Source organism: Actinosynnema sp. NPDC002837, assembly GCF_040295345.1.
Taxonomy (GTDB): Bacteria; Actinomycetota; Actinomycetes; order Mycobacteriales; family Pseudonocardiaceae; genus Actinosynnema.
Genome location: NZ_JBEOVG010000032.1, coordinates 52,678 through 72,838 on the forward strand (window position 1 = coordinate 52,678; position 20,161 = coordinate 72,838).

A 20,161-nucleotide genomic window follows, 5' to 3' on the forward strand; every position below is an offset into this window, starting at 1 on the left:
CGACCCGGCCCGAGGCCGGATGACCGTTCGGTGAGGGGCGTACGCCGCGCCCCTCACCGAACGGGGTCAGATCAGTCCACGCCCCGCATCAAGCGGTGGATGGACTTCGTGCCGACGACCAGCGCAACGCCGAGGCCGATCGCCACCGCGCCGAGCACGCCGAAGTACGCCACGGCGTTCTCGTCGCTGTAGAACCGCACCACGATCGCGCCCACACCCGAGCCGGCCGCCGTGGCCAGGAACCACAGGCCCATGGTCTGCGACGCGAACGCGCGCGGCGCCAGCTTCGTCGTCACCGACAGGCCCACCGGCGACAGCAGCAACTCGCCGCACGTCATGACCAGGTACATCAGCACCAGCCACAGGAAGCTCACCCGCACCGACGGGTCACCCTGGCTGGCGATCATCATCAGCAGGAACGACAGCCCGACCAGCAGCAACGAGTAGGCGAACTTGCGCGGCGTCGAGGGCTGGCGGTTGGCCAGCTTCACCCACAGCAGCGCGAACAGCGGCGCGACCGCGATGATCATCACCGGGTTGATCGACTGGATGAACGACGGCGGGAACACCCACCCGAGGAACGAGTTGTCGACCCTGGTGTCGGCGAACGCGGCGATCACGGTGGCGCTCTGCTCGAACAGCAGCCAGAACATCGCCGCCGCGATGAACAGCGGGATGTAGGCGATCACCCGCGACCGCTCCACCGGCGTGGTGCGCGGGCTGCGGATCATCACGGTGAAGTAGCCGATCGGCAGCAGCACCGACAGCAGGCTGATCAGGTTGATCACGCCCTCCGCGCCGAGCACCCCGAGCACGACCAGCAACGCGACCACGGCCACCGAGCCGAGGGCCACGCCCACGATCCGACCGATGACCCGGCCGCGCTCCTCGGCGGGCAGCGGGAACGGGGGCGTGGAGGCCGAGTCGCCGAGACCCCGTTGGCCGAGCCGGTAGACGACCAGGCCCAGCGCCATGCCGACCGCCGCCGCGCCGAAGCCGAGGTGCCAGTCGTAGGTCTCGCCGAGGAACCCGCACACCAGCGGCGCGAGGAAGCCGCCGAGGTTGATGCCCATGTAGAAGATCGTGAAGCCGGAGTCGCGGCGCGGGTCCTGTCGGTCGTACAGGCCGCCGACGACCGTGGAGATGTTCGGCTTGAGCAGACCGGTGCCGAGCACGATCAGGATCAGCCCGGTGTAGACGCCCGCCAGGCCGATCGGCAGCGCCAGCGCGATGTGCCCGAACATGATCAGCACACCGCCGTAGAACACGGCCCGCTGCCCGCCAAGCACCCGATCGGCCAGCCAACCGCCCGCGACGCCGGACATGTAGACCGACGCACCGTAGATGGCGACCAGGGACAGCGCGAAGCTCTGGTCGAGCCCGAGGCCGCCTTCGGCGGTGGACCGGTACAGGTAGTAGGCGAGGATCGCCTTCATCCCGTAGTAGGAGAAGCGCTCCCACAGCTCGGTGAAGAACAGCGTCGACAGTCCTCGGGGATGACCGAAGAAGCCCCGCTGCGGGGTGGAGACGGCGCTCGTGGCGCTCACTGGTTCCTCCTGTGTCAACGATGTCACCGTCGGCAGACCCGGCCACATTACGCCGTACGGGTGTACGGAATGAAACCGCGATACGTCCGAGTGGCCTATCGCACAGGCTCGGGGTGCGCTCCGGTTCAACGTTTGGTGCACTCGTGGGGTGGATCTGATCGAGGCTCACGGACGCGCGATGACGGAGTTCGACTCGCGGGTGCGCCTGGTGCGCCCCGAGCAGTGGGACTGGGCCACACCCTGCAAGGAGTGGTCGGTCCACGACCTGGTCAACCACCTGGTCCACGAGCAGCTGTGGGCGCCGGAACTGCTGGCCGGCTGCACGATCGAGCAGGTCGGCGACCGGTTCGACGGCGACCAGCTCGGCCACGACCCGCTGCACTCGTGGGTGCTGGCGGCGGCCGCGGCGCGCGAGGCGTGGATCGCGCCGAAAGCGCTGCTCAAGCCCGTGCACCTGAGCTACGGCAAGGCGACGGCGGTCGAGTACGGCTGGCAGATGACCTCCGACCTGGCCGTGCACGCCTGGGACCTGGCGCGGGCGATCGGGGCGGACGAGCGGATCGACCCGGACTTGGCCGAGGCGGTGCTGGAGTACATGGAGCCGAACGTGGAGGCGTGGGCGGCGGGCGGGCTGTTCGACCCGCCGGTGCCGGTGCCCGACAACGCGGACCCGCAGACCAGGCTCGTCGCGATGCTCGGCCGGACGCCGTAGCGGACGCGGTGGGCGATGCGCGGCGGACTCGGTGCGGTGCCGTTGGGGACGCGGTGGGCGGTGCCGCCGGGGACGCGGCGGGCGGTGACGTAGGGGACGCGGGAAGCGGCTGTTTCGGGGATGACTCGATGACGGCCCGGTGGCGGTTGGGCGCGCAATAGCGCGGGCACCGAGGGGAGAGCCCATCGGAGGCTCTCCCCCACGGCCTATTCCTTGGCACGGGCGGGGCCCCCGTGGCCAAGCCTCGTCGCGCACGTCCCGCCCCGCGCAGCTCCCCGACTACGCGGGACGGGGCGTACCTCCCCCTCGCGTGTGCGTAGCCCCCGACATATCGACGCACAGGCCATTGATAGCCCTCGGACGTTGTCAGCGGTCGGTGGGCGATGCCCTGACAACATTTCCCGGACAACGACGTCGGGCCCCGCCGCGTGGTGCGGCGGGGCCCGAACGGTGCCGAACAGTGCTGATGGGGTGCTGGTGGAGTCGCTCAGCGACGGGTCAGGGACCGGTGACGCCCGGCTCCCAGCTCTCCGGCCGGCCGCTCTCGGTCAGCAGCAGCTGCCAGTCGCCGAAGCCCATCGGCGCGTCGTGGTGCCACGGGAACTTGCCGTCCGCGGTCGGCAGGATGATCTGGAGGGCGGCGAAGTCGCCCTTGCCGTAGAGCAGGAACGCGCTGCCGAAGAACTCCGGGTAGAAGCCCTTGAAGACGCGCTCGAACGTGACCGGCACGCCGTCCAGGAAGTCGTAGTAGAGCCGACCGGGCACGAACCGCTCGCCACGCCTGGCGCGGTCGACGTACGCGCGGATGAGCACCTGCGCGTGCTCGGGTGGCAGGCCCAGGACCACGGCCTCGGCGACGCCGAACCGCCGCCACGCGCCGACGGAGAACGAGTAGCCGGCGCCTTCGTCGTCCTCGGGCACGGTGACGACGGCGTGACCGTGCTGCTCGGCCTGCGTCAACAGCCAGTTGCGCAGGTTGATGTCCTGGACGGAGGGGGCGGAGGGGTTCGACACCCGGCCATTGTGCCCGTTGCCGGCGTCAACCCCGCATAAGCACGGCCACGACGTGCCTCGGACGGACGACAGGTCACCACGGCGACGGCCCCGCGGCGGCAGCTTGCCGACACGGGGCCGTCGGGGTTCGGGTCCGGGACGAGCCCAGAGGTCCGGTCCACAGGTCCGGTCCAGGGGTCCGGTCCAGGGTTCCGATCAATCCGGTCAGGAGGTCTGGTCCAGAGCCGGGGCTCAGTCGACCTCGGCCATCACCTCGTCGGAGACGTCGAAGTTCGCGAACACGTTCTGCACGTCGTCGCAGTCCTCGAGCGCGTCGATCAGCTTGAAGATCTTCCGCGCGCCCTCGGCCTCCAGCTGCACGGTGACCGACGGCAGGAAGTTCGCCTCCGCCGACTCGTAGTCGTACCCGGCGTCCTGGAGGGACTTGCGCACCGCGACCAGGTCACCGGCCTCGGAGACGACCTCGTAGCTCTCGCCGAGGTCGTTGACCTCCTCCGCGCCCGCGTCGAGCACCGCCATCAGGACGTCGTCCTCGGACAGGTCGCCCTTCGGCACGATGACCACGCCCTTGCGGGTGAACATGTAGGCCACCGAGCCCGGGTCGGCCATCGAGCCGCCGTTGCGGGTCATCGCGGTGCGGACCTCGGACGCGGCCCGGTTGCGGTTGTCGGTCAGGCACTCGACCAGCACCGCCACGCCGTTGGGCCCGTAGCCCTCGTACATGATGGTCTGCCAGTCCGCGCCGCCGGCCTCCTCGCCACCGCCGCGCTTGCGGGCGCGCTCGATGTTGTCCAGCGGCACGGAGTTCTTCCGCGCCTTCTGGATGGCGTCGTACAGGGTGGGGTTGCCGTCGGGGTCGCTACCGCCGGTGCGGGCCGCCACCTCGATGTTCTTGATCAGCCGCGCGAAGAGCTTGCCGCGCTTGGCGTCGATTGCGGCCTTCTTGTGCTTGGTGGTCGCCCACTTTGAGTGGCCGCTCATCTTTCCTCCGTCGAATACTCAGCCCGCGGCACGGACCATGTCCACGAAAAGGCGGTGCACCCGCCCGTCGCCGGTCAGTTCCGGGTGGAACGAGGTGGCGAGCACGTGCCCCTGCCGAACCGCGACGATCCTACCGGCGGCCTCTCCGGCGTCTTCCGTTTCGGGCACCCGGGCGAGTACTTCCACGTCCGATCCCGCCGATTCCACCCACGGGGCGCGGATGAACACCGCGTGCACCTCGCCCACGTCGGTGAAGTCGAGTTCGGCCTCGAAGGAATCGACCTGCCTGCCGAACGCGTTGCGCCGCACCACGATGTCGAGCCCGCCGAGCTGGTGCTGGTCGGGCCGCCCGTCCAGGACGCGGTCGGCCAGCAGGATCATCCCGGCGCACGAACCGTACGCGGGCATGCCCTCCTTGATCCGGGCGCGCAGGGGTTCGAGCAGGTCGAACGTGGCGAGCAGCCGGCTGATGGTCGTCGACTCGCCGCCCGGCAGCACCACGCCGTCGACCTCGGCCAACTCCTCGGGCCGGCGGATCGGACGGGCGAGCACGTCGGCCTCGGCCAACGCGACGAGGTGCTCACGGACGTCGCCCTGGAGGGCGAGGACACCGACGACGGACACGGCTGGGTTTCCTCCTAGGTGAACTGCCACCAGCCTAGGTGACCGGGCCGGACGGGTGCTCGTGGCACCCGCCCGGCCGTTCGGTCCTCCCGCGGCGCGCCAGTCGCGCACCGCGACCCGTTCGGCGGCCTGGTGGGCCGTCGAACGACGGGCTCAGGCGGCTCGCCCGCACCGCGGAGCGTGAGGACGGCGCGGCGAGCACGGGGGAAGCGGGAACGCGATCCGACCGCCGGGCCGGGCCTGTCCAGACGAGTCCGGTCCGGGTCCGGGTCCGGGTTTGGTCCGGTCCGGCCGGCTCCGGGTTGGTCCGGTCGGGTCCGGGTTGGTCCGGTCGGGGTGGGTGCGGGTTCGCGCGACGGAATTCGGAAAGCCGAATAGCCACGCCACTTCGGCATTCACCACCGGCTTCGCGACATGGCGCGAACCGGGACGCGCGGTGGCCTGTTGTAGCAGGTCCGGCTGCCGATCGGCCCGATTGGGGCACTCGACGGCGGCCGACTGCGCGCGCCCGGTCCACACCATGACGGCAAAACGTTAGTGGCTGGCGGCCGGTTCTCGGAAATCGCTTGAGGAAGACTTGATGTAACCCTCTTCACAATGTCCGGAAAGGGACCGGTCAGGCGAGGAGAGGGAGCGGTCCGGTCCCGACAGGGCGCGGTCGAGGTCGTCCCAGATGTCCTCGACGTCCTCCAGGCCGACGCTGAGTCGCAGGAGGTTGGCGGGCACGCCGGACGCCTCGCGCGCGGTGTCGGGCACGAGTCGGTGGGTCAGCGCGGCGGGATGCTCGATGAGCGTGTCGACCGAACCGAGGCTCACGGCGGGCGTGATCAGCTCGAGCCTGCGCACGACCGCGGTCGGGTCTTCACGGGTGGTGAACGCCAGCACCGCGCCCGGACCGCGCAGCTGCGTGCCGATCAGGCCGGCCGGGTCGGCGCCGGGCAGGCTCGGGTGCCGGACCAGGCCGGTGCCGGGGTGCGAGTCCAGCCGTGCGGCCAGCTCGATCGCGCTGCGCTGGGCCGCTTCGACGCGGAGCGGCAGCGTGGCCAGGCCGCGGTGCATGAGGTAGCCGCCCAGCGGGTGCAGCACCGCGCCGGTGATGATCCGGATCTGGCGCAGCGCCGCGGCCCGCTCCTCGGCGCACGCCACCACGCCGCCGAGCACGTCGCCGTGCCCGCCGAGGTACTTGGTGCCGGAGTGCAGCACGTAGGTGGCGCCGAGGGCGGCCGGGTTCTGGAGCACGGGCGTGGCGAACGTGTTGTCCACCATCACCGGGACGTCGCCCGCCTGCGCGACGATCGCGGCGATGTCGAGCAGGTCCAGGTTGGGGTTGGCCGGTGTCTCGATGACCACCAGGCCGGTGTCGGGGGTGATCGCGCCGGCGACGCGGTCGGCTGTCGCGTAGGTGGTGCGCACGCCGAGCAGACCGGACGACAGCAGGTGGTCGGTGCCGCCGTAGATCGGGCGCACGGCGACCACGTGCGGCTTGCCGGTCAGCACGCACGCGGCCTGCACCACGGCGGTCACCGCGGCCATGCCGCTGCCGAACGCCACGGCGGCAGACGTCCCTTCCAGCGTCGCCAGGGCCCGCTCGAACCGGGCGACAGTCGGGTTGTGCAGCCGGGAGTAGACCGGCGAGGCGGCGTGCGCCGCGCCCTCGGCGAGGTGTTGCAGCGCGTGGCCGCCCTCGGCCTGGTCCGGGATCGGGTAGGTGGTGGACAGGTCGATCGGCAGGGCGTGCACGCCCAGGTCGGCGAGATCGTCGCGCCCACCGTGCACCGCCGTCGTTCGCAACCGGGTCATGCGCGAATCTTGGACTTATCGTCGGCAGATAGGGGTAGGTTCCGCAGGCTGTTCGGCGACAGGAGGGATTTGCGGTGCTTGATTCGGTGGACGCGGCGATCGTGCAGGAGCTGCAGAAGGACGCTCGGCTGCCCAACAAGGACCTGGCGGACCGGGTCAACGTGGCCGCGTCGACGTGCGTGGTCCGGCACCGGTCGCTGCGCGAGCGGGGCGTGATCACCGGCTACCACGCGGAGGTGGACCTGGCCGCCGTGGGACGACCGGTGCAGGCGATCATCGCGGTGCGGGTCCGGCCGCACACGAGGGCGATCGTGGAGCCGTTCATGGACTACGTGCTGACGTTGCCGGAGGTGCTGGCGATGTCGCACGTGGCGGGGCCGGAGGACTTCCTGGTGCACGTCGCGGTGTCGGACACGGCCCACCTGCAACGCCTGGTGCTCGACCGCTTCACCACCCGCCGGGAGGTCAGCGAGGTGCAGACGAACCTGCTGTTCCAGCACGTTCGCAAGCACACCGTGCCGCCGGCGGGCGGTGATCGGTGATCGGTGATCGGTGAGGTCAAGCCGGTGATCGGTGATCGTGTTCGGTGTTCGGTGTTCGGTGAGGTCAAGAAGTGATGCGCACCGAAGAAGAGCCGTGGGACTTGCCCGGTGAGCGCACGCTGTTCACGGTCGAGGTGTCGAAGGCGAAGGTGATGACGGCGGTGGCGACGGCGTCGGAGTTGACGTCGAGAGCCACGGCGTTGACGTTGCCGCGCAGGTCGTAGGCGGCGTCCAGCTGCGCGTACAGCGCGGGGTCGGCGCCGTCGTCCACCGGGGTGAGGCTGTCGCACGGCTGGTGGTAGCACGGGTCGAACGCGGCGCCCGGGACGCCGCCGTAGCGGGCCGCCTGGGCGGCGGTCTTGGTGCCTTCGGCGCCGGTGAACAGGCCGCCGGCCGGGATGCCGACCTGGATGAACGGGCCGTAGTCGGACCGGCCGGAGAACTCGGTGTCCTCCGACGGCACGCCGCGGTCGGCGTAGAACTTCTCGAACACGTCCTCGATCTCCGCCGAGCCCGGCGGGATGAAGCCGGGCGGGGCGGTGCCGCTGGAGTTGTCACCGTCGTAGACGCCGTTGAAGTAGTTCGGCGAGCCGACCATGTCGAAGTTCAGGTACAGCGCGATCCGGTCCAGCTCGGCCTGCGGCAGGGTGGCGACGTAGTGCTCGGAGCCGAGCAGACCTTCCTCCTCGGCGCCCCACCACGCGAACCGGACCAGGTTGTTGGTCTTGACCTTGGCCATCTGGACGGCGGTCTCCAGCAGCGCGGCGGAACCCGTGCCGTTGTCGTTGATCCCGGCGCCGTCCTGCACGCTGTCGAGGTGGGCGCCGGCCATCACCGTGTTGTCGGCCAACCCCTCGCGCGACTCGGCGAACACGTTCCACGCCGTGCGCGTGTCGGACAAGAAGTCGACCTTCACCCGGACGATCCGGGGAGCGTTGGTGGCGAGCGCCTCGCCGACCGCGTAGGTGGCGAAGACGACCGGGATCGCGAGGCCGGGCGTGTCGCCGATCGGCGTGGACAGGCCGGTGCGGCCCGGCTGGCCCTCGTTGAACAGGACGACGCCGGAGGCGCCCGCGGCCTGGGCGTTCAGGACCTTCTGGGCGAAGCCGCACGTGCCGCGTTGCAGCAGCGCGATGCCGCCGATCGGGAAGCCGAAGAAGTCGGCGGCCTCGCAGCCGCTGCTGTTGGAGTTCGGTGTCGGGCCGGGCGGGATGACGACGTCGACCGGGTAGGCCGGTGCGGTGGCCTCGCCGATGAAGGTCGGGGTGAAGTTGTTGCGGGTGAAGTCGCGGCCGGCGACGTAGGTCGTGGGGGTGGGTGCGACTTGTTCGAGTTCGGACCTCTCCTCGGTGTAGGGGAAGTCGAACTGCTGCACGGTCGGCTCGTACCCGGCGGTGGTGAGCGTGTCGACGACGTAGTCGACCGACGCCTGGTAGCCGAGCCTGCCGGCGGCCCGGTCGCCGTGGGTGTCGGCGATGGCTTGGAACGCGTCGAGGTGGCGCAGCACGCCGTCGAGCGTGACGGCCTTGGTGAGCTTGGCCGGTGAGTTGTTGTTGGGATCGGCGACGGCGGGACCGGTCAGGAGCAGTGGTGCCAGCAGTGGGGTGGTCAGTGCGAGCGCGGCGGTGATGGCGATCCGCCTGCGGCGATTACGGAAAGTCATGGGTTGCCTCCAGAGTGGTGCCACTGATGAGGTCGCCTGGAGGTGGAGGGGTGTTACTCCGATCGGGGTAAGGGCGTTGAAGAGCGAAAGAGTCCTCGCCGGACGGGCAGATCAGCAGGATGACGGCGGGGTGGGCGGTTCGGCGGCGGGTCCGTTGTTGGTCGGGTTTCGTGTCATCCCACCGACCTCCCTACGGGCTACCACACGTATCAAGGGGGCGGTTCCAGCCCATCGTTCCTGTTGGGGTGGAGGTGCCCCCTTGACACGCGCGGTAGGGCGGAGCCAGGTCGGCGGGATGACACGAAGCCCTTCTGTTGGAGGAAGGGCGTGGCGGTGGACGGTGGGGCGGGTCGGGTGAGAGGTGGGGCGAGGTTGTCGGCGGGCCGGTGGGGTGGAGGTGTGTTAGCAAAGGGGTATGGGGATTGCGGCGGGTGGGGTTGAGGCGTTGCGGGAGTTGCTGGATGGGCGTTGGGGGGTGTTGCGGCGGAGGTCGTTGGAGTTGCTCGGCGGGTTGAAGCCGGCTGGTGAGCTGGGGCGCGAGGAGTACCGGGCCTGGGTGTTGGAGCAGATGCACGTGTTGGCCGGCGGTGGGCACCCGTTGATCGGGTTCCCGGCCGAGTACGGCGGGCAGGACGATGTCGGTGGGTCGGTGGTGGCGTTCGAGGTCCTGGGGTTCGGGGATCTGTCGTTGATGGTGAAGGCCGGTGTGCAGTGGGGGTTGTTCGGTGGTGCGGTGCAGGCGTTGGGGACGGAGGAGCACCACGAGCGGTACTTGCGGGCGATCATGGCGTTGGAGTTGCCCGGTTGCTTCGCGATGACCGAGACGGGGCACGGGTCGGATGTGCAGCACTTGCGCACCACGGCGACGTACGACCCGGACACCGAGGAGTTCGTCGTCGACACGCCGGACCCGTCGGCGCGCAAGGACTACATCGGCAACGCGGCGCGTGACGGGCGGATGGCGGTGGTGTTCGCGCAGTTGGTGACGGGTGGTGTGACGCACGGCGTGCACGCGGTGCTCGTGCCGATCCGGGACGAGCACGGCGCGCCGATGCCGGGCGTGCGGATCGAGGACTGCGGGCCGAAGGCCGGGCTGAACGGCGTGGACAACGGGCGGTTGTGGTTCGAGCGGGTGCGGGTGCCCCGGGAGAACCTGCTCAACCGGTACGGGGACGTCGCGCCGGACGGCACGTACTCCAGCCCCGTCGAGGGTGAGGGCAGGCGGTTCTTCACCATGCTCGGGACGTTGGTCCGGGGGCGGATCAGCGTGGCCGGTGGTGCGGGCAGCGCGACGAAGAAGGCGTTGGCGTTGGCCGTCCGGTACGGCGAGGCGCGGCGGCAGTTCACGCGGCCCGACACGGGTGAGGAAGTCGTGGTGCTCGACTACCTCGCGCACCAGCGGCGGTTGCTGCCCGCGTTGGCGACGTCGTACGCGTTGCACTTCGCGCAGGAGGAGCTGGTGTCGGCGCTGCACGACGTGGCCGACGACCGGCAGCAGCGGGAGTTGGAGTCGCGGGCGGCGGGGTTGAAGGCGGTGGCCACCTGGCACGCCACGGAGACGATCCAGACGTGTCGGGAGGCGTGCGGCGGGGCCGGGTACCTGTCGGAGAACCTGATCGCCGGGTTGAAGGCGGACACCGACGTGTTCACGACGTTCGAGGGCGACAACACGGTGCTGCTGCAGTTGGTCGCGAAGGGGTTGCTGACCAGCTATCGCGATCACGTCGGCGACCTGGACCCGTGGGGCATGGCGCGGTTCGTGGCGGACCAGGCGGTCGGTGTGGTGATCGAGCGGACGGCGGCGCGGGCGATCATCGACCGGTTGGTGTCGGGCAGCTCGGACGCGTTGCTGGACCGGGGGTGGCAGGTGCGGCAGTTCGAGGACCGCGAGAAGCACGTGCTGGAGGGGTTGGCGCGGAGGTTGCGGCGCGCGTCGCGGGACGACGCGTTCGACGTGTTCAACGCCGCGCAGGACCACGTGCTGCACGCCGCGCGCGCCCACGTGGACCGGGTGGTGCTGGAGGCGTTCGTGGCGGCGGTGGACCGGTGCCGCGATCCGGAGGCCACGGCGTTGCTGGACCAGGTGTGCGACCTGTACGCGTTGAGCACGATCGAGGCGGACCGGGCGTGGTTCCTGGAGCACGGCAGGCTCACGCCGCAGCGGGCGAAGGCGGTGTCCCAGGCGGTGAACGAGTTGTGCGGCCGGTTGCGGCCGCACGCGCGCGGCCTGGTGGACGCGTTCGGCATCCCGGAGACGTGGCTCACGGCCCCGATCGCCGGGTGAGCGGCCGGGAGCGCGCGGAGAGGTCCAGAATGAGGACATGGACGACAGTGCGCTGATCAGCCTCGGACTGGCCCGGTACGTGCAAGCGGTGGCCGAGGAGATCGGCGTGCCACCCGAGGGCACCGAGTTCGAGGTCAGTGACACCGCCACCGCGTACCTCGGCCTGGAGGGGCCGGGACCCGACCTGATGCTGCTGTGGAACGAGCAGCGCGGCTGGTCGATCGCGGTGGAGACCGATCCGACCGAGAAGCCGGTGGTCGTGGCGCACCTCGGCCTGCCGCTCGTGCCGCCGCCGGACGAGGTGGCGCAGTTCGTCGACGACGTGCTGGCCGGCCGGACGGGCGGCGCGGAGCCGGACTTCGGCGCGACCCAGGACCGCCACCGGCTCGCCGGGCGGTTGCGCGAATACCTCTAGGACACGCCGACGAAGCGCAGGCCGGCGGTCGTCACGGCGGCCAGCACGACCACGACGACGAACGGCGCTTTGCGCCACGCCGCGACACCGGCGACCAGGACGCCGATCGGCAGGGCGAGGCCCGCGAAGCCCTGGCCCTTGGTGAGCGTGGCCGTGGCGACCAGGGCGAACAGCAGCACGGTGGCCGAGGTGGACATCAGCAGCTTGACCCGGTCGGACAGCGTGAGGCGGTCGCGCAGCAGCGGCCCGGCCAGGCGGAACGCGTAGGTGCCCACGGCGAGCACGAGGACCGCGGTCAGCGTCACGGCTTGACCTCCTGTCGGGCGGTGATCAGCAGGCCGCCCAGGGCGAACAGCACCGGGACGCCTGCGGGCAGGAACGGCGTGGTGGCCAGGGCGATGGCAGCGCCGAGCAGAGCGGCGTGCCGGGTGGCCTTGTCCTTGAGCGCGGGCAGCAGGAGCGCGAGCAGGGCGGCGGGGAACGCGGCGTCAAGCCCGAACGCGGCCGGGTCGCCGATGTTCCGGCCGACCAGCGCGCCCGCGACCACGGCGACGTTCCAGGCGATGAACAGCGCGACGCCGCACGACCAGTAAGCGGCCTTGGCCTTGCGCGGGTCGCTCTGGGCCAGTGCGAACGCGGTCGTCTCGTCGATCAGCAGGTGGCTGCCGACGAGCCGTGGCAGCAGGCCCTTGCCCAGCACGTCGCCGACCGCCAGACCGAACGGCAGGTGGCGGATGTTGAGCAGGAGGCCCGCGAGCACGGCGGCGGCCGGGCTGCCACCGGCGGCGACCACCCCGACCGCCATGAACTGCGAGCCGCCCGCGAAGACGAGCAGCGACATCACCACGGGCAGCCACCAGGGCAGGCCCGCGCCGGTGGAGATCGCGCCGAACGAGGCGCCGCTGACCGCGGCGCCGGCGGCTACCGCGGCGACGTCACGCAGCAGCTCGGCATCAAGGGTTCGCCATGTCGAACGCATCGTCTTTTACGATGAACAGTGACAAGGCGTTCGTCAAGCCGAACGATTGGACTGTCATGTCGAACACAGGGGCTCCGCTCGACGTCATCGCCGCCTCGCTGCGCCGTGAGCGCGAGCGCGTCGGGCTGTCGTTGAGCGAGCTGGCCAAGCGGGCGGGCATCGCGAAGTCCACGTTGTCCCAGCTGGAGTCGGCGAGCGGGAATCCCAGCGTGGAGACCCTGTGGGCGCTCGGCGTCGCGCTCGGCGTACCGTTCTCGCGCCTGGTCGACCCGCCGACGCCGCGCATCCGGGTGATCCGCGCGGGCGAGGGTCCGGCGATCTACTCGGAACGCGCCCACTACACCGCGACGCTGCTGGCGTCGTGCCCGCCGGGCGCCCGGCGTGACATCTACATGCTCCAACTGGAACCGGGCCCGGCCCGCGAGTCCGAGCCGCACATGCCGGGAACCGTGGAACACGTGATCGTCAGCACCGGCCGCATGCTCGCCGGCCCGCGGGAGGAGCCGGTCGAACTGGGTCCCGGCGACTACCTGCTGTACCCCGGCGACGTCCCGCACACGGCCCAAGCACTCGAAAGGGGCACGACCGCCCTCCTGGTCTCGGAGCACGTCTAGAACGCACGTTCGAGCGATCAGGCCGGGCGGTCGACCAGCCGATAGACCTCGCATGACACCACGGGAGGTGCACGCGAATGTCGATGCCCAGGACTAACCTGGATCAGGTGTCCGACAACCACGCCTTCGGCCTACGCGCGCAGGTCGCGCACCGCCAGGCCGAGTTCACCGGGGGCCCCACCATGTCGGACGTCATGGCGGACCTCGACCTGTTCCCCGGCGAGCCCACGAACGCCGTCGCCGTCCTGGCCGCTTGCCGGGCCGAGCAGGACGCCCACCACGACGAACTGTTCAAGCACCTGTGGCGACGATCGTGATCGACGCCTCGGCCCTGATCGAAGCACTGATCGGCGCCGAGCCCGTCCAACCGCTCCGCCACCGCGTCCTGACCAGCGAACTCGCCGCCCCCGAACTGATCACCGGAGAGGTGCTCAATCTCCTGACGCAGAAGCGGCCCGCCGGGAAGTCCGGCGGGCCGCTCGTCACGTCCTGGATTACCAGCCGCGCTCGGCCAGGCGGTGGGGTTCCGGGATCTCGTCCACGTTGATGCCGACCATCGCCTCGCCGAGGCCGCGCGAGACCTTCGCGATCACGTCCGGGTCGTCGTGGAACGTCGTCGCCTTCACGATCGCCTCCGCGCGCTGCGCCGGGTTGCCGGACTTGAAGATGCCCGAACCGACGAACACGCCCTCCGCGCCGAGCTGCATCATCATCGCCGCGTCGGCCGGCGTGGCGATGCCGCCCGCGGTGAACAGGACGACCGGCAGCTTGCCCGCCTCGGCGACCTCGCGGACCAGCTCGTACGGTGCCTGGAGCTCCTTCGCCGCGACGTACAGCTCGTCCGCGGGCAGGTTCTGCAACCGCAGGATCTCCGCGCGGATCTTGCGCATGTGCGTGGTGGCGTTGGAGACGTCACCGGTGCCGGCCTCGCCCTTGGAGCGGATCATCGCCGCGCCCTCGGTGATGCGGCGCAGCGCCTCGCCCAGGTTCGTCGCACCGCACACGAACGGCACGGTGAACTGCCACTTGTCGATGTGGTTGGCGTAGTCGGCCGGGGTCAGCACCTCGGACTCGTCGATGTAGTCCACGCCGAGGGACTGCAGCACCTGCGCCTCGACGAAGTGACCGATGCGGGCCTTGGCCATGACCGGGATCGACACCGCGGCGATGATGCCGTCGATCATGTCCGGGTCGCTCATCCGGGACACGCCGCCCTGCGCGCGGATGTCGGCTGGCACCCGCTCCAACGCCATGACGGCGACGGCGCCGGCGTCCTCGGCGATCTTGGCCTGCTCGGCGTTGACCACGTCCATGATCACGCCGCCCTTGAGCATCTCCGCCATGCCCCGCTTGACGCGGGAAGTGCCGGTGACCTGGGTGCCGGCGTCGGGTGAAGTGGTCACGACCAGCCTTTCTCGAAGTAGGGGGCGAACACCACCATGGTACGGCCGACGTGGACCGCCGAAGCATGCCAATCAGGCACGTTCTCGGCAGGCCACTTCCACTTCCTTCGCAGGTAGTGGTGCACGCCACCCGCCGGCTTGGCGGCGGGCCGGTCGACGACGCGGCGACGTGCGGCTGAGGTGGGCGCGGCCTCCGTCCGGATTCCTCCTGCCGGGTTGGGTGTGGCCGCTTGGGGTTGTCCCCCGCGCCCCACGGGTGTGAGATCGAACACTAAATACTTGTGGAGGGTGGTCCCAATGGGCAGCAAACACTCCGACAACGGCCACTCGGCAGGCGCGGTCGCTGTGGACGACCCGGCCAAGGTCCGCAACGTCGTGCTGGTCGGCCCGTCCGGTTCCGGCAAGACGACGCTCGCCGAGGCCCTGCTCGCCAGCACCGGCGTGCTGACCCGACCAGGATCGGTCACCGAGGGCAACACGGTGTGCGACCACGACCCCGCCGCGGTGCGCCAGCAGCGGTCGGTCGGTCTCGCGGTCGCCCCGGTCCAGCACGGCGACATCAAGATCAACCTCATCGACACGCCCGGCTACGCGGACTTCGTCGGCGAGTTGCGCGCCGGCCTGCGCGCGGCCGACGCGGCGCTGTTCGTGGTCAGCGCGGCGGAAGGCGTCGACCCGGCCACGGTCGCGCTCTGGGAGGAGTGCGCGATGGTCGGCATGCCGCGGGCGGTCGTGGTCGCCCGCACCGACCACCAGCGCGCCGACGTGCCGGGCGAGATCGCCGCGTGCCAGGCGGCGTTCGGCGCGGGCGTCGTGCCGCTGTACCTGCCCGACGGCGACGGGCTGGTCAACCTGCTCACCACCGACGACCCCCGCTTCGAGGAGGAGCGCAACGCGCTCATCGAGGGGATCATCGCGGAGAGCGAGGACGAGACCCTGATGGACCGCTACCTCGGCGGCGAGGAGATCGACCAGGCGACGCTCGTCGCGGACCTGGAGACGGCGGTCGCGCGCGGCTCGTTCCACCCCGTGATGCCGGTGTGCGCGTTGACCGGTCTCGGCCTGCCGGAAATGCTCGACGGCATCGCCCGCGCGTTCCCCTCTCCCCTGGAGCACCCGCTGCCCCAGGTCACCGGCGTGGACGGCATCCCGCAGCCGCGCCTGGCCGCCGACCCGAACGGCCCGCTGGTGGCCGAGGTCGTGCGCACGGCGGTCGACTCGTACGTGGGCCGGGTGTCGCTGGTGCGCGTGTTCTCCGGAACGCTGCGCCCCGAACGCCCGGTGCACGTGTCGGGTCACGGCATGGCCGACCGCGGTCACGAGGACCACGACGTCGACGAACGCGTGGCGCACGTCTACTCGCCGCTGGGCGCGAACCTGCGCGAGGTGCCGTACTGCGTGGCGGGCGACCTGTGCGCGTTGACCAAGCTCGGCTCCGCCGAGACCGGCGACACGGTGTCGGCTCCGGAGAAGCCGCTGCTGGTGGCGCCGTGGGAGATGCCGGAACCGCTGCTGCCGGTGGCCGTCGTCCCGCGCAGCCGCAGCGACGAGGACAACCTGGCGCGCAACCTGGGCAAGCTGGTCGCGGGCGACCCCACGCTGCGGCTGGAGCGCAACGCCGAGACCCACCAGCTGGTGCTGTGGTGCATGGGCGAGGCGCACGCGGACGTCGTGCTGGCGCGGTTGCGCGCAGGCGGCGCGGAGGTCGACACCGAGCCGGTGCGGGTGGCGTTGCGGGAGACGTTCGCGAGCCAGGCCAAGGGCCACGGGCGGCACGTGAAGCAGTCCGGTGGGCACGGCCAGTACGCGGTGTGCGACATCGTGGTCGACCCCCTGCCGCGCGGGTCCGGCTTCGAGTTCGTGGACAAGATCGTCGGCGGCGCGGTGCCCAACCAGTTCATCCCGAGCGTCGAGAAGGGCGTGCGGGCCCAGCTCGAACGCGGCCTGTCGGGCGGCCACCCCGTGGTGGACGTCCGCGTCACGCTGGTGGACGGCAAGGCGCACTCGGTCGACTCGTCGGACGCCGCGTTCCAGACCGCCGGCGCGCTGGCGTTGAAGGAGGCCGCCGCGAACGGCAAGACGTGCCTGCTCGAACCCGTCGACGAGGTGACCGTGCGACTGCCCGACGACCACCTCGGCACCGTGCTGGGAGACCTGTCGAGCCGACGCGGCCGGGTGCTCGGCACGGAGGCGGAGAGCCCGGGGTACACGGTGATCCGCGCCGAGGTGCCCGCCACCGAACTGCTCCGGTACGCGGTGGAACTGCGCTCGCTGACCTCGGGCACCGGCACCTACACCCGCCGGTTCAGCCAGTACGACCCGCTCCCCCAGGCGTTGGCGGCGCAGAGGTGAGCTGGGCGCGCAACGCGTCGAGGTCGCCCAGCACCCAGGCGTCCGCCAGCAACCCGCCGCGCGCGGTGAAGAAGGCGGCGCCGCTGTAGTCGACGAGCGCGCCGGTCCCGGGCACGCCGAGCAGCACCCCGCGGTGGTGCCCGGTGTAGCGCAGGCGTGCCGCTGCGGCGTCGCCCTCGACCACGAGCGCGGTGACCTCGTTGTGGAAGTCCGGCACGGCGGCGCGCACCCGGTCGCGGTACGCCCGCCAGCCGGACCGCCCGCGCACGGTGTCGCCGAGCGAGCCCCGGAACGTGAAGTCCGGGGCCAGCAGCCCGTCGACCACCGAGTCGTCCCAGCGGTTCCACGCGTCGGCGTAGAACCGCTCCACCAGCGCCCTCACGTGTTCTGGGGGAAGCCGAGGTTCACCCCGCCGTGCGACGGGTCGAGCCACCGGCCGGTGACGACCTTGGTGCGGGTGAAGAAGTGCACGCCCTCGGGCCCGTACGCGTGCGAGTCGCCGAACAGCGAGTCCTTCCACCCGCCGAACGAGTAGTACGCGACCGGCACCGGGATGGGCACGTTCACGCCCACCATGCCGACCTCGACCTCGTTCTGGAACCGCCGCGCCGCGCCGCCGTCGTTGGTGAAGATCGCCGTGCCGTTGCCGTACGGGTTGGCGTTGACCACGTCCAGCGCGTCGTCGTACGTCGCCACCCGCAGCACCGACAGCACCGGCCCGAAGATCTCGTCCCGGTAGAGCGCCGTGTCCGTGCCGACGTGGTCGAACAGCGTCGGCCCGAGCCAGAACCCCTCGGCGGCGCCGTCGATCGCGTGCTGCCGGCCGTCCACCACCAACGACGCCCCTTCGGCCTGTCCGTTGTCTACATAGGACAGCACGCGATCGCGGTGCGCGCCCGTGACCAGCGGTCCCATCTCGCAGCCGGGCCGGCGGCCGTCGCCGACGTGCAGCTTCTCCATCCGGTCCACGACCTTGGCCACCAGCTCGTCGCCGACCGGGTCCACCGCGACCACGACCGAGATCGCCATGCACCGCTCGCCCGCCGAGCCGAAGCCCGCCGACACCGCCGCGTCCGCTGCCAGGTCCAGGTCCGCGTCCGGCAGCACGACCATGTGGTTCTTCGCGCCGCCCAGCGCCTGCACGCGCTTGCCGTGCCGCGTGCCGGTCTCGTAGACGTAGCGCGCGATCGGTGTCGACCCCACGAACGACACCGCCTTCACGTCCGGGTGCTCCAGGAGCCGGTCCACGGCGACCTTGTCACCGTGCACGACGTTCAGCACGCCGTCGGGCAATCCGGCCTCGGCGAACAGCTCCGCGATGAAGTTCGCCGCCGAGGGGTCCTTCTCCGACGGCTTGAGCACCACGGCGTTGCCGCACGCGATGGCGTTGGGCACGAACCACAGCGGCACCATGGCCGGGAAGTTGAACGGCGAGATCACGCCGACCACGCCCAGCGGCTGCTGGATCGAGTACACGTCGACCCGGGTGGACGCGTTCTCGCTGAACCCGCCCTTGAGCAGGTGCGGGATGCCGCACGCGAACTCCACGGCCTCCAGCGCGCGCTGCACCTCCCCCGCCGCGTCGGACAGCACCTTGCCGTGCTCGGCGGTGACGATCGCGGCCAGCTCGCCCTTGCGCGCGTTCAGCAGCTCGCGGAACGCGAACATCACGTTCGACCGCTGCGTCAGCGACGCGCTGCGCCACGACCCGAACGCCTCGCGCGCCGCAGCCACCGCCGCGTCCACGGTGGACTCGTCGGCGAAGTCGACCCGGCTCGCCACCTGCCCGGTCGCGGGGTCGAACACGTCACCGGAGCGCGCGCTCTCGCCGTTCCAAGGCTTGCCGCCGATCCAGTGCGAGACCCTGCTCGTGTTCACAGCACGTCCTCCAGGATGCCGAGCGCTTCCTCGACCTCGTCCTCGGTCAAGCTCATCGGCGGCGCGAGGCGGATGACGTTGCCGTACAGGCCGCCCTTGCCCACCAGCAGGCCGCGTTCCCGCGTGCCCTCCAGCACGGCGACCGCCCGCGCCGCGTCCGGCGCGCCGTCCGGGCCCACCAGCTCGATGCCGATCATCAAACCCTTGCCGCGCACGTCGCCGACCGAGGGCCGGTCCGCCGCGATGTCGCGCAACCCGTCGATCAGCCGTTCGCCGAGCTTGGCGGCGTTGGCCTGCAGGTCGTGGTCGAGCAGGTAGTTCAGCGTGGCCAGGGCCCCCGTCGTGGCGATCGGGTTGCCGCCGAACGTGGACAGCGAGTTGGCCGTCAGGCAGTCCATCAGGTCGCCGCGCGCGACCACGCCGCCGATCGCGAGGCCGTTGCCGAGGCCCTTGGCGAACGTCATCGCGTCGGGCGTCACGCCGTGCGACCGGATGCCCCAGAAGTGCTCCCCGGTGCGGCCCCAGCCGGTCTGCACCTCGTCGGAGACGAAGAGGATGCCGTACTCGTCCAGCACCTCCTTGAACGCGCCGAACAACCCGTCCGGCGGCGAGGAGAACCCGCCGACGCCCTGGATCGGCTCGGCGATCATGCACGCCACGTCGCCCGCGGTGGTCGTCTCGATCACCTCGCGCAGGTCCGCGACGCACGCCTTGACGTAGTCGGCGTCGGAGAGGTCCTTGAACGGGCTGCGGAACCGGTAGCCGCCGTGCACCCAGCTGACCTTCACCGGGCTGAGCGAGGACGCCGACCAGCCCCGGTTGCCGGTGATCGCGACCGTGGCGAACGCGCGGCCGTGGTAGGAGTTGCGCAGCGCGAGGACCTGGTCGCTGCGGCGGAACTGGGTGGCCAGCATGAGCGCCGTCTCGTTGGCCTCGGTGCCGGAGTTGGTGAAGAACACCTTGGCGTCCGGGATGCCGGACAGCTCGGCGATCTTCTCGGCCAGCTCGACCTGCGAGCGGATCAGGTAGAGCGTGGAGCTGTGCAGCACGCCGGTCGCGAGCTGGGACCGGATCGCGTCGGAGATCTCGGCGACGTCGTAGCCGACCGCGTTGGTCAGGATGCCGGCGAAGAAGTCCAGGTAGGTGCGGCCTTCGCGGTCGGTGACGCGGCGTCCGCTCGCGCTCGCCAGCTCGATCGGGCGCTCGTAGTAGAGGGCCATCCAGTCGGGCATCACCGCGCGGTGCCGGGCGAGCAGCTCCTCGTGTCCCATCGCGTCCTCCGGTCGTAGGTCCCTCCCGTGGAGTGTGGTCGGCGGCGCGGAGGGCCGCCATGGACAACCTGTACCGCTTTCC

General features: G+C 70.9%; 19 protein-coding genes. 7 read left to right on the forward strand and 12 right to left on the reverse strand.

The features are described 5' to 3' along the window. Positions 1 to 71: 71 nt before the first annotated feature. Positions 72 to 1,547: a peptide MFS transporter gene (locus tag ABTZ99_RS22300; RefSeq protein ID WP_498778744.1), complete on the reverse strand. Its 1,476-nt coding sequence runs from the start codon at positions 1,545 to 1,547 to the stop codon at positions 72 to 74. Positions 1,548 to 1,725: 178 nt separating this feature from the next. Between ABTZ99_RS22300 and ABTZ99_RS22305 the strand changes: the two genes are divergently transcribed. Next, the gene (locus tag ABTZ99_RS22305; protein ID WP_498778746.1) at positions 1,726 to 2,259 is read left to right on the forward strand and encodes a TIGR03086 family metal-binding protein; all 534 of its coding nucleotides are present in this window, start codon (positions 1,726 to 1,728) and stop codon (positions 2,257 to 2,259) included. A 498-nt stretch (positions 2,260 to 2,757) separates the two neighbouring features. On the opposite strand, the gene ABTZ99_RS22310 is transcribed toward ABTZ99_RS22305, so the two are convergent. The 4 genes from ABTZ99_RS22310 to ABTZ99_RS22325 form a co-directional block, all read right to left on the reverse strand. Beyond that, complete coding sequence (locus tag ABTZ99_RS22310; RefSeq protein ID WP_498778748.1) at positions 2,758 to 3,273, reverse strand: DUF4262 domain-containing protein; 516 nt, start codon at positions 3,271 to 3,273, stop codon at positions 2,758 to 2,760. Positions 3,274 to 3,504: 231 nt separating this feature from the next. Beyond that, positions 3,505 to 4,254 carry a YebC/PmpR family DNA-binding transcriptional regulator gene (locus ABTZ99_RS22315; protein WP_230565635.1) on the reverse strand — a complete coding sequence of 250 codons (750 nt, stop codon included), beginning with the start codon at positions 4,252 to 4,254 and terminating at the stop codon, positions 3,505 to 3,507. A gap of 18 nt (positions 4,255 to 4,272) precedes the next feature. Continuing rightward, entirely contained in the window at positions 4,273 to 4,878 is a 606-nt protein-coding gene (gene pdxT, locus ABTZ99_RS22320) for a pyridoxal 5'-phosphate synthase glutaminase subunit PdxT (RefSeq protein ID WP_143192976.1), read from the reverse strand. Between the two features lie 534 nt (positions 4,879 to 5,412). Continuing rightward, positions 5,413 to 6,678, reverse strand: coding sequence for a trans-sulfuration enzyme family protein (locus ABTZ99_RS22325; protein WP_499613524.1), 1,266 nt, complete (start codon positions 6,676 to 6,678; stop codon positions 5,413 to 5,415). Positions 6,679 to 6,752: 74 nt separating this feature from the next. On the opposite strand from ABTZ99_RS22325, the gene ABTZ99_RS22330 reads away from it, so the two are divergent. Beyond that, positions 6,753 to 7,220 carry an Lrp/AsnC family transcriptional regulator gene (locus ABTZ99_RS22330; RefSeq protein ID WP_498778751.1) on the forward strand — a complete coding sequence of 156 codons (468 nt, stop codon included), beginning with the start codon at positions 6,753 to 6,755 and terminating at the stop codon, positions 7,218 to 7,220. 64 nt (positions 7,221 to 7,284) lie between these two features. Here ABTZ99_RS22330 and ABTZ99_RS22335 read toward each other — a convergent pair whose 3' ends face one another. Continuing rightward, positions 7,285 to 8,883, reverse strand: coding sequence for a M28 family metallopeptidase (locus tag ABTZ99_RS22335; RefSeq protein WP_499613526.1), 1,599 nt, complete (start codon positions 8,881 to 8,883; stop codon positions 7,285 to 7,287). A 415-nt stretch (positions 8,884 to 9,298) separates the two neighbouring features. On the opposite strand from ABTZ99_RS22335, the gene ABTZ99_RS22340 reads away from it, so the two are divergent. Both ABTZ99_RS22340 and ABTZ99_RS22345 read left to right on the forward strand, forming a co-directional pair. Next, the gene (locus ABTZ99_RS22340; protein WP_499613527.1) at positions 9,299 to 11,167 is read left to right on the forward strand and encodes an acyl-CoA dehydrogenase family protein; all 1,869 of its coding nucleotides are present in this window, start codon (positions 9,299 to 9,301) and stop codon (positions 11,165 to 11,167) included. A gap of 37 nt (positions 11,168 to 11,204) precedes the next feature. Further along, positions 11,205 to 11,582 (forward strand): DUF6292 family protein, encoded by a 378-nt coding sequence (locus ABTZ99_RS22345; protein WP_499613529.1) that lies wholly within the window; start codon positions 11,205 to 11,207, stop codon positions 11,580 to 11,582. Here ABTZ99_RS22345 and ABTZ99_RS22350 read toward each other — a convergent pair. Beyond that, a complete protein-coding gene (locus ABTZ99_RS22350; RefSeq protein WP_498778756.1) occupies positions 11,579 to 11,887 on the reverse strand; it encodes an AzlD domain-containing protein in 309 nt (102 codons plus the stop codon). The genes ABTZ99_RS22345 and ABTZ99_RS22350 overlap by 4 nt on opposite strands. Further along, positions 11,884 to 12,561 (reverse strand): AzlC family ABC transporter permease, encoded by a 678-nt coding sequence (locus ABTZ99_RS22355; RefSeq protein WP_498778758.1) that lies wholly within the window; start codon positions 12,559 to 12,561, stop codon positions 11,884 to 11,886. The genes ABTZ99_RS22350 and ABTZ99_RS22355 overlap by 4 nt, the downstream gene beginning before the upstream one ends. Positions 12,562 to 12,617: 56 nt before the next feature. On the opposite strand from ABTZ99_RS22355, the gene ABTZ99_RS22360 reads away from it, so the two are divergent. Then, a complete protein-coding gene (locus tag ABTZ99_RS22360) occupies positions 12,618 to 13,175 on the forward strand; it encodes a helix-turn-helix domain-containing protein (RefSeq protein WP_499613531.1) in 558 nt (185 codons plus the stop codon). A gap of 107 nt (positions 13,176 to 13,282) precedes the next feature. Next, positions 13,283 to 13,492, forward strand: a complete 210-nt coding sequence (locus tag ABTZ99_RS22365) for a hypothetical protein (protein WP_499613534.1) — start codon at positions 13,283 to 13,285, stop codon at positions 13,490 to 13,492. 177 nt (positions 13,493 to 13,669) lie between these two features. Here the strand turns inward: ABTZ99_RS22365 and pdxS are convergent, their stop codons facing one another. After that, positions 13,670 to 14,578, reverse strand: coding sequence for a pyridoxal 5'-phosphate synthase lyase subunit PdxS (gene pdxS, locus ABTZ99_RS22370; protein ID WP_498778764.1), 909 nt, complete (start codon positions 14,576 to 14,578; stop codon positions 13,670 to 13,672). 297 nt (positions 14,579 to 14,875) lie between these two features. Here pdxS and ABTZ99_RS22375 point away from each other — a divergent pair, with 297 nt between their 5' ends. Next, positions 14,876 to 16,930 carry an elongation factor G-like protein EF-G2 gene (locus ABTZ99_RS22375; protein ID WP_499613536.1) on the forward strand — a complete coding sequence of 685 codons (2,055 nt, stop codon included), beginning with the start codon at positions 14,876 to 14,878 and terminating at the stop codon, positions 16,928 to 16,930. Here ABTZ99_RS22375 and ABTZ99_RS22380 read toward each other — a convergent pair. From ABTZ99_RS22380 to ABTZ99_RS22390, 3 genes are read right to left on the reverse strand one after another with little or no spacing between them, the layout of a single operon-like run. After that, a complete protein-coding gene (locus ABTZ99_RS22380; RefSeq protein ID WP_498778768.1) occupies positions 16,884 to 17,312 on the reverse strand; it encodes an ester cyclase in 429 nt (142 codons plus the stop codon). The genes ABTZ99_RS22375 and ABTZ99_RS22380 overlap by 47 nt on opposite strands. Beyond that, positions 17,309 to 18,808: a CoA-acylating methylmalonate-semialdehyde dehydrogenase gene (locus ABTZ99_RS22385; RefSeq protein WP_499613538.1), complete on the reverse strand. Its 1,500-nt coding sequence runs from the start codon at positions 18,806 to 18,808 to the stop codon at positions 17,309 to 17,311. Before ABTZ99_RS22385 ends, ABTZ99_RS22380 begins: the two co-directional genes overlap by 4 nt. Continuing rightward, positions 18,805 to 20,079, reverse strand: a complete 1,275-nt coding sequence (locus ABTZ99_RS22390) for an aspartate aminotransferase family protein (RefSeq protein ID WP_498778772.1) — start codon at positions 20,077 to 20,079, stop codon at positions 18,805 to 18,807. Before ABTZ99_RS22390 ends, ABTZ99_RS22385 begins: the two co-directional genes overlap by 4 nt. Between the last annotated feature and the right edge of the window lie 82 nt (positions 20,080 to 20,161).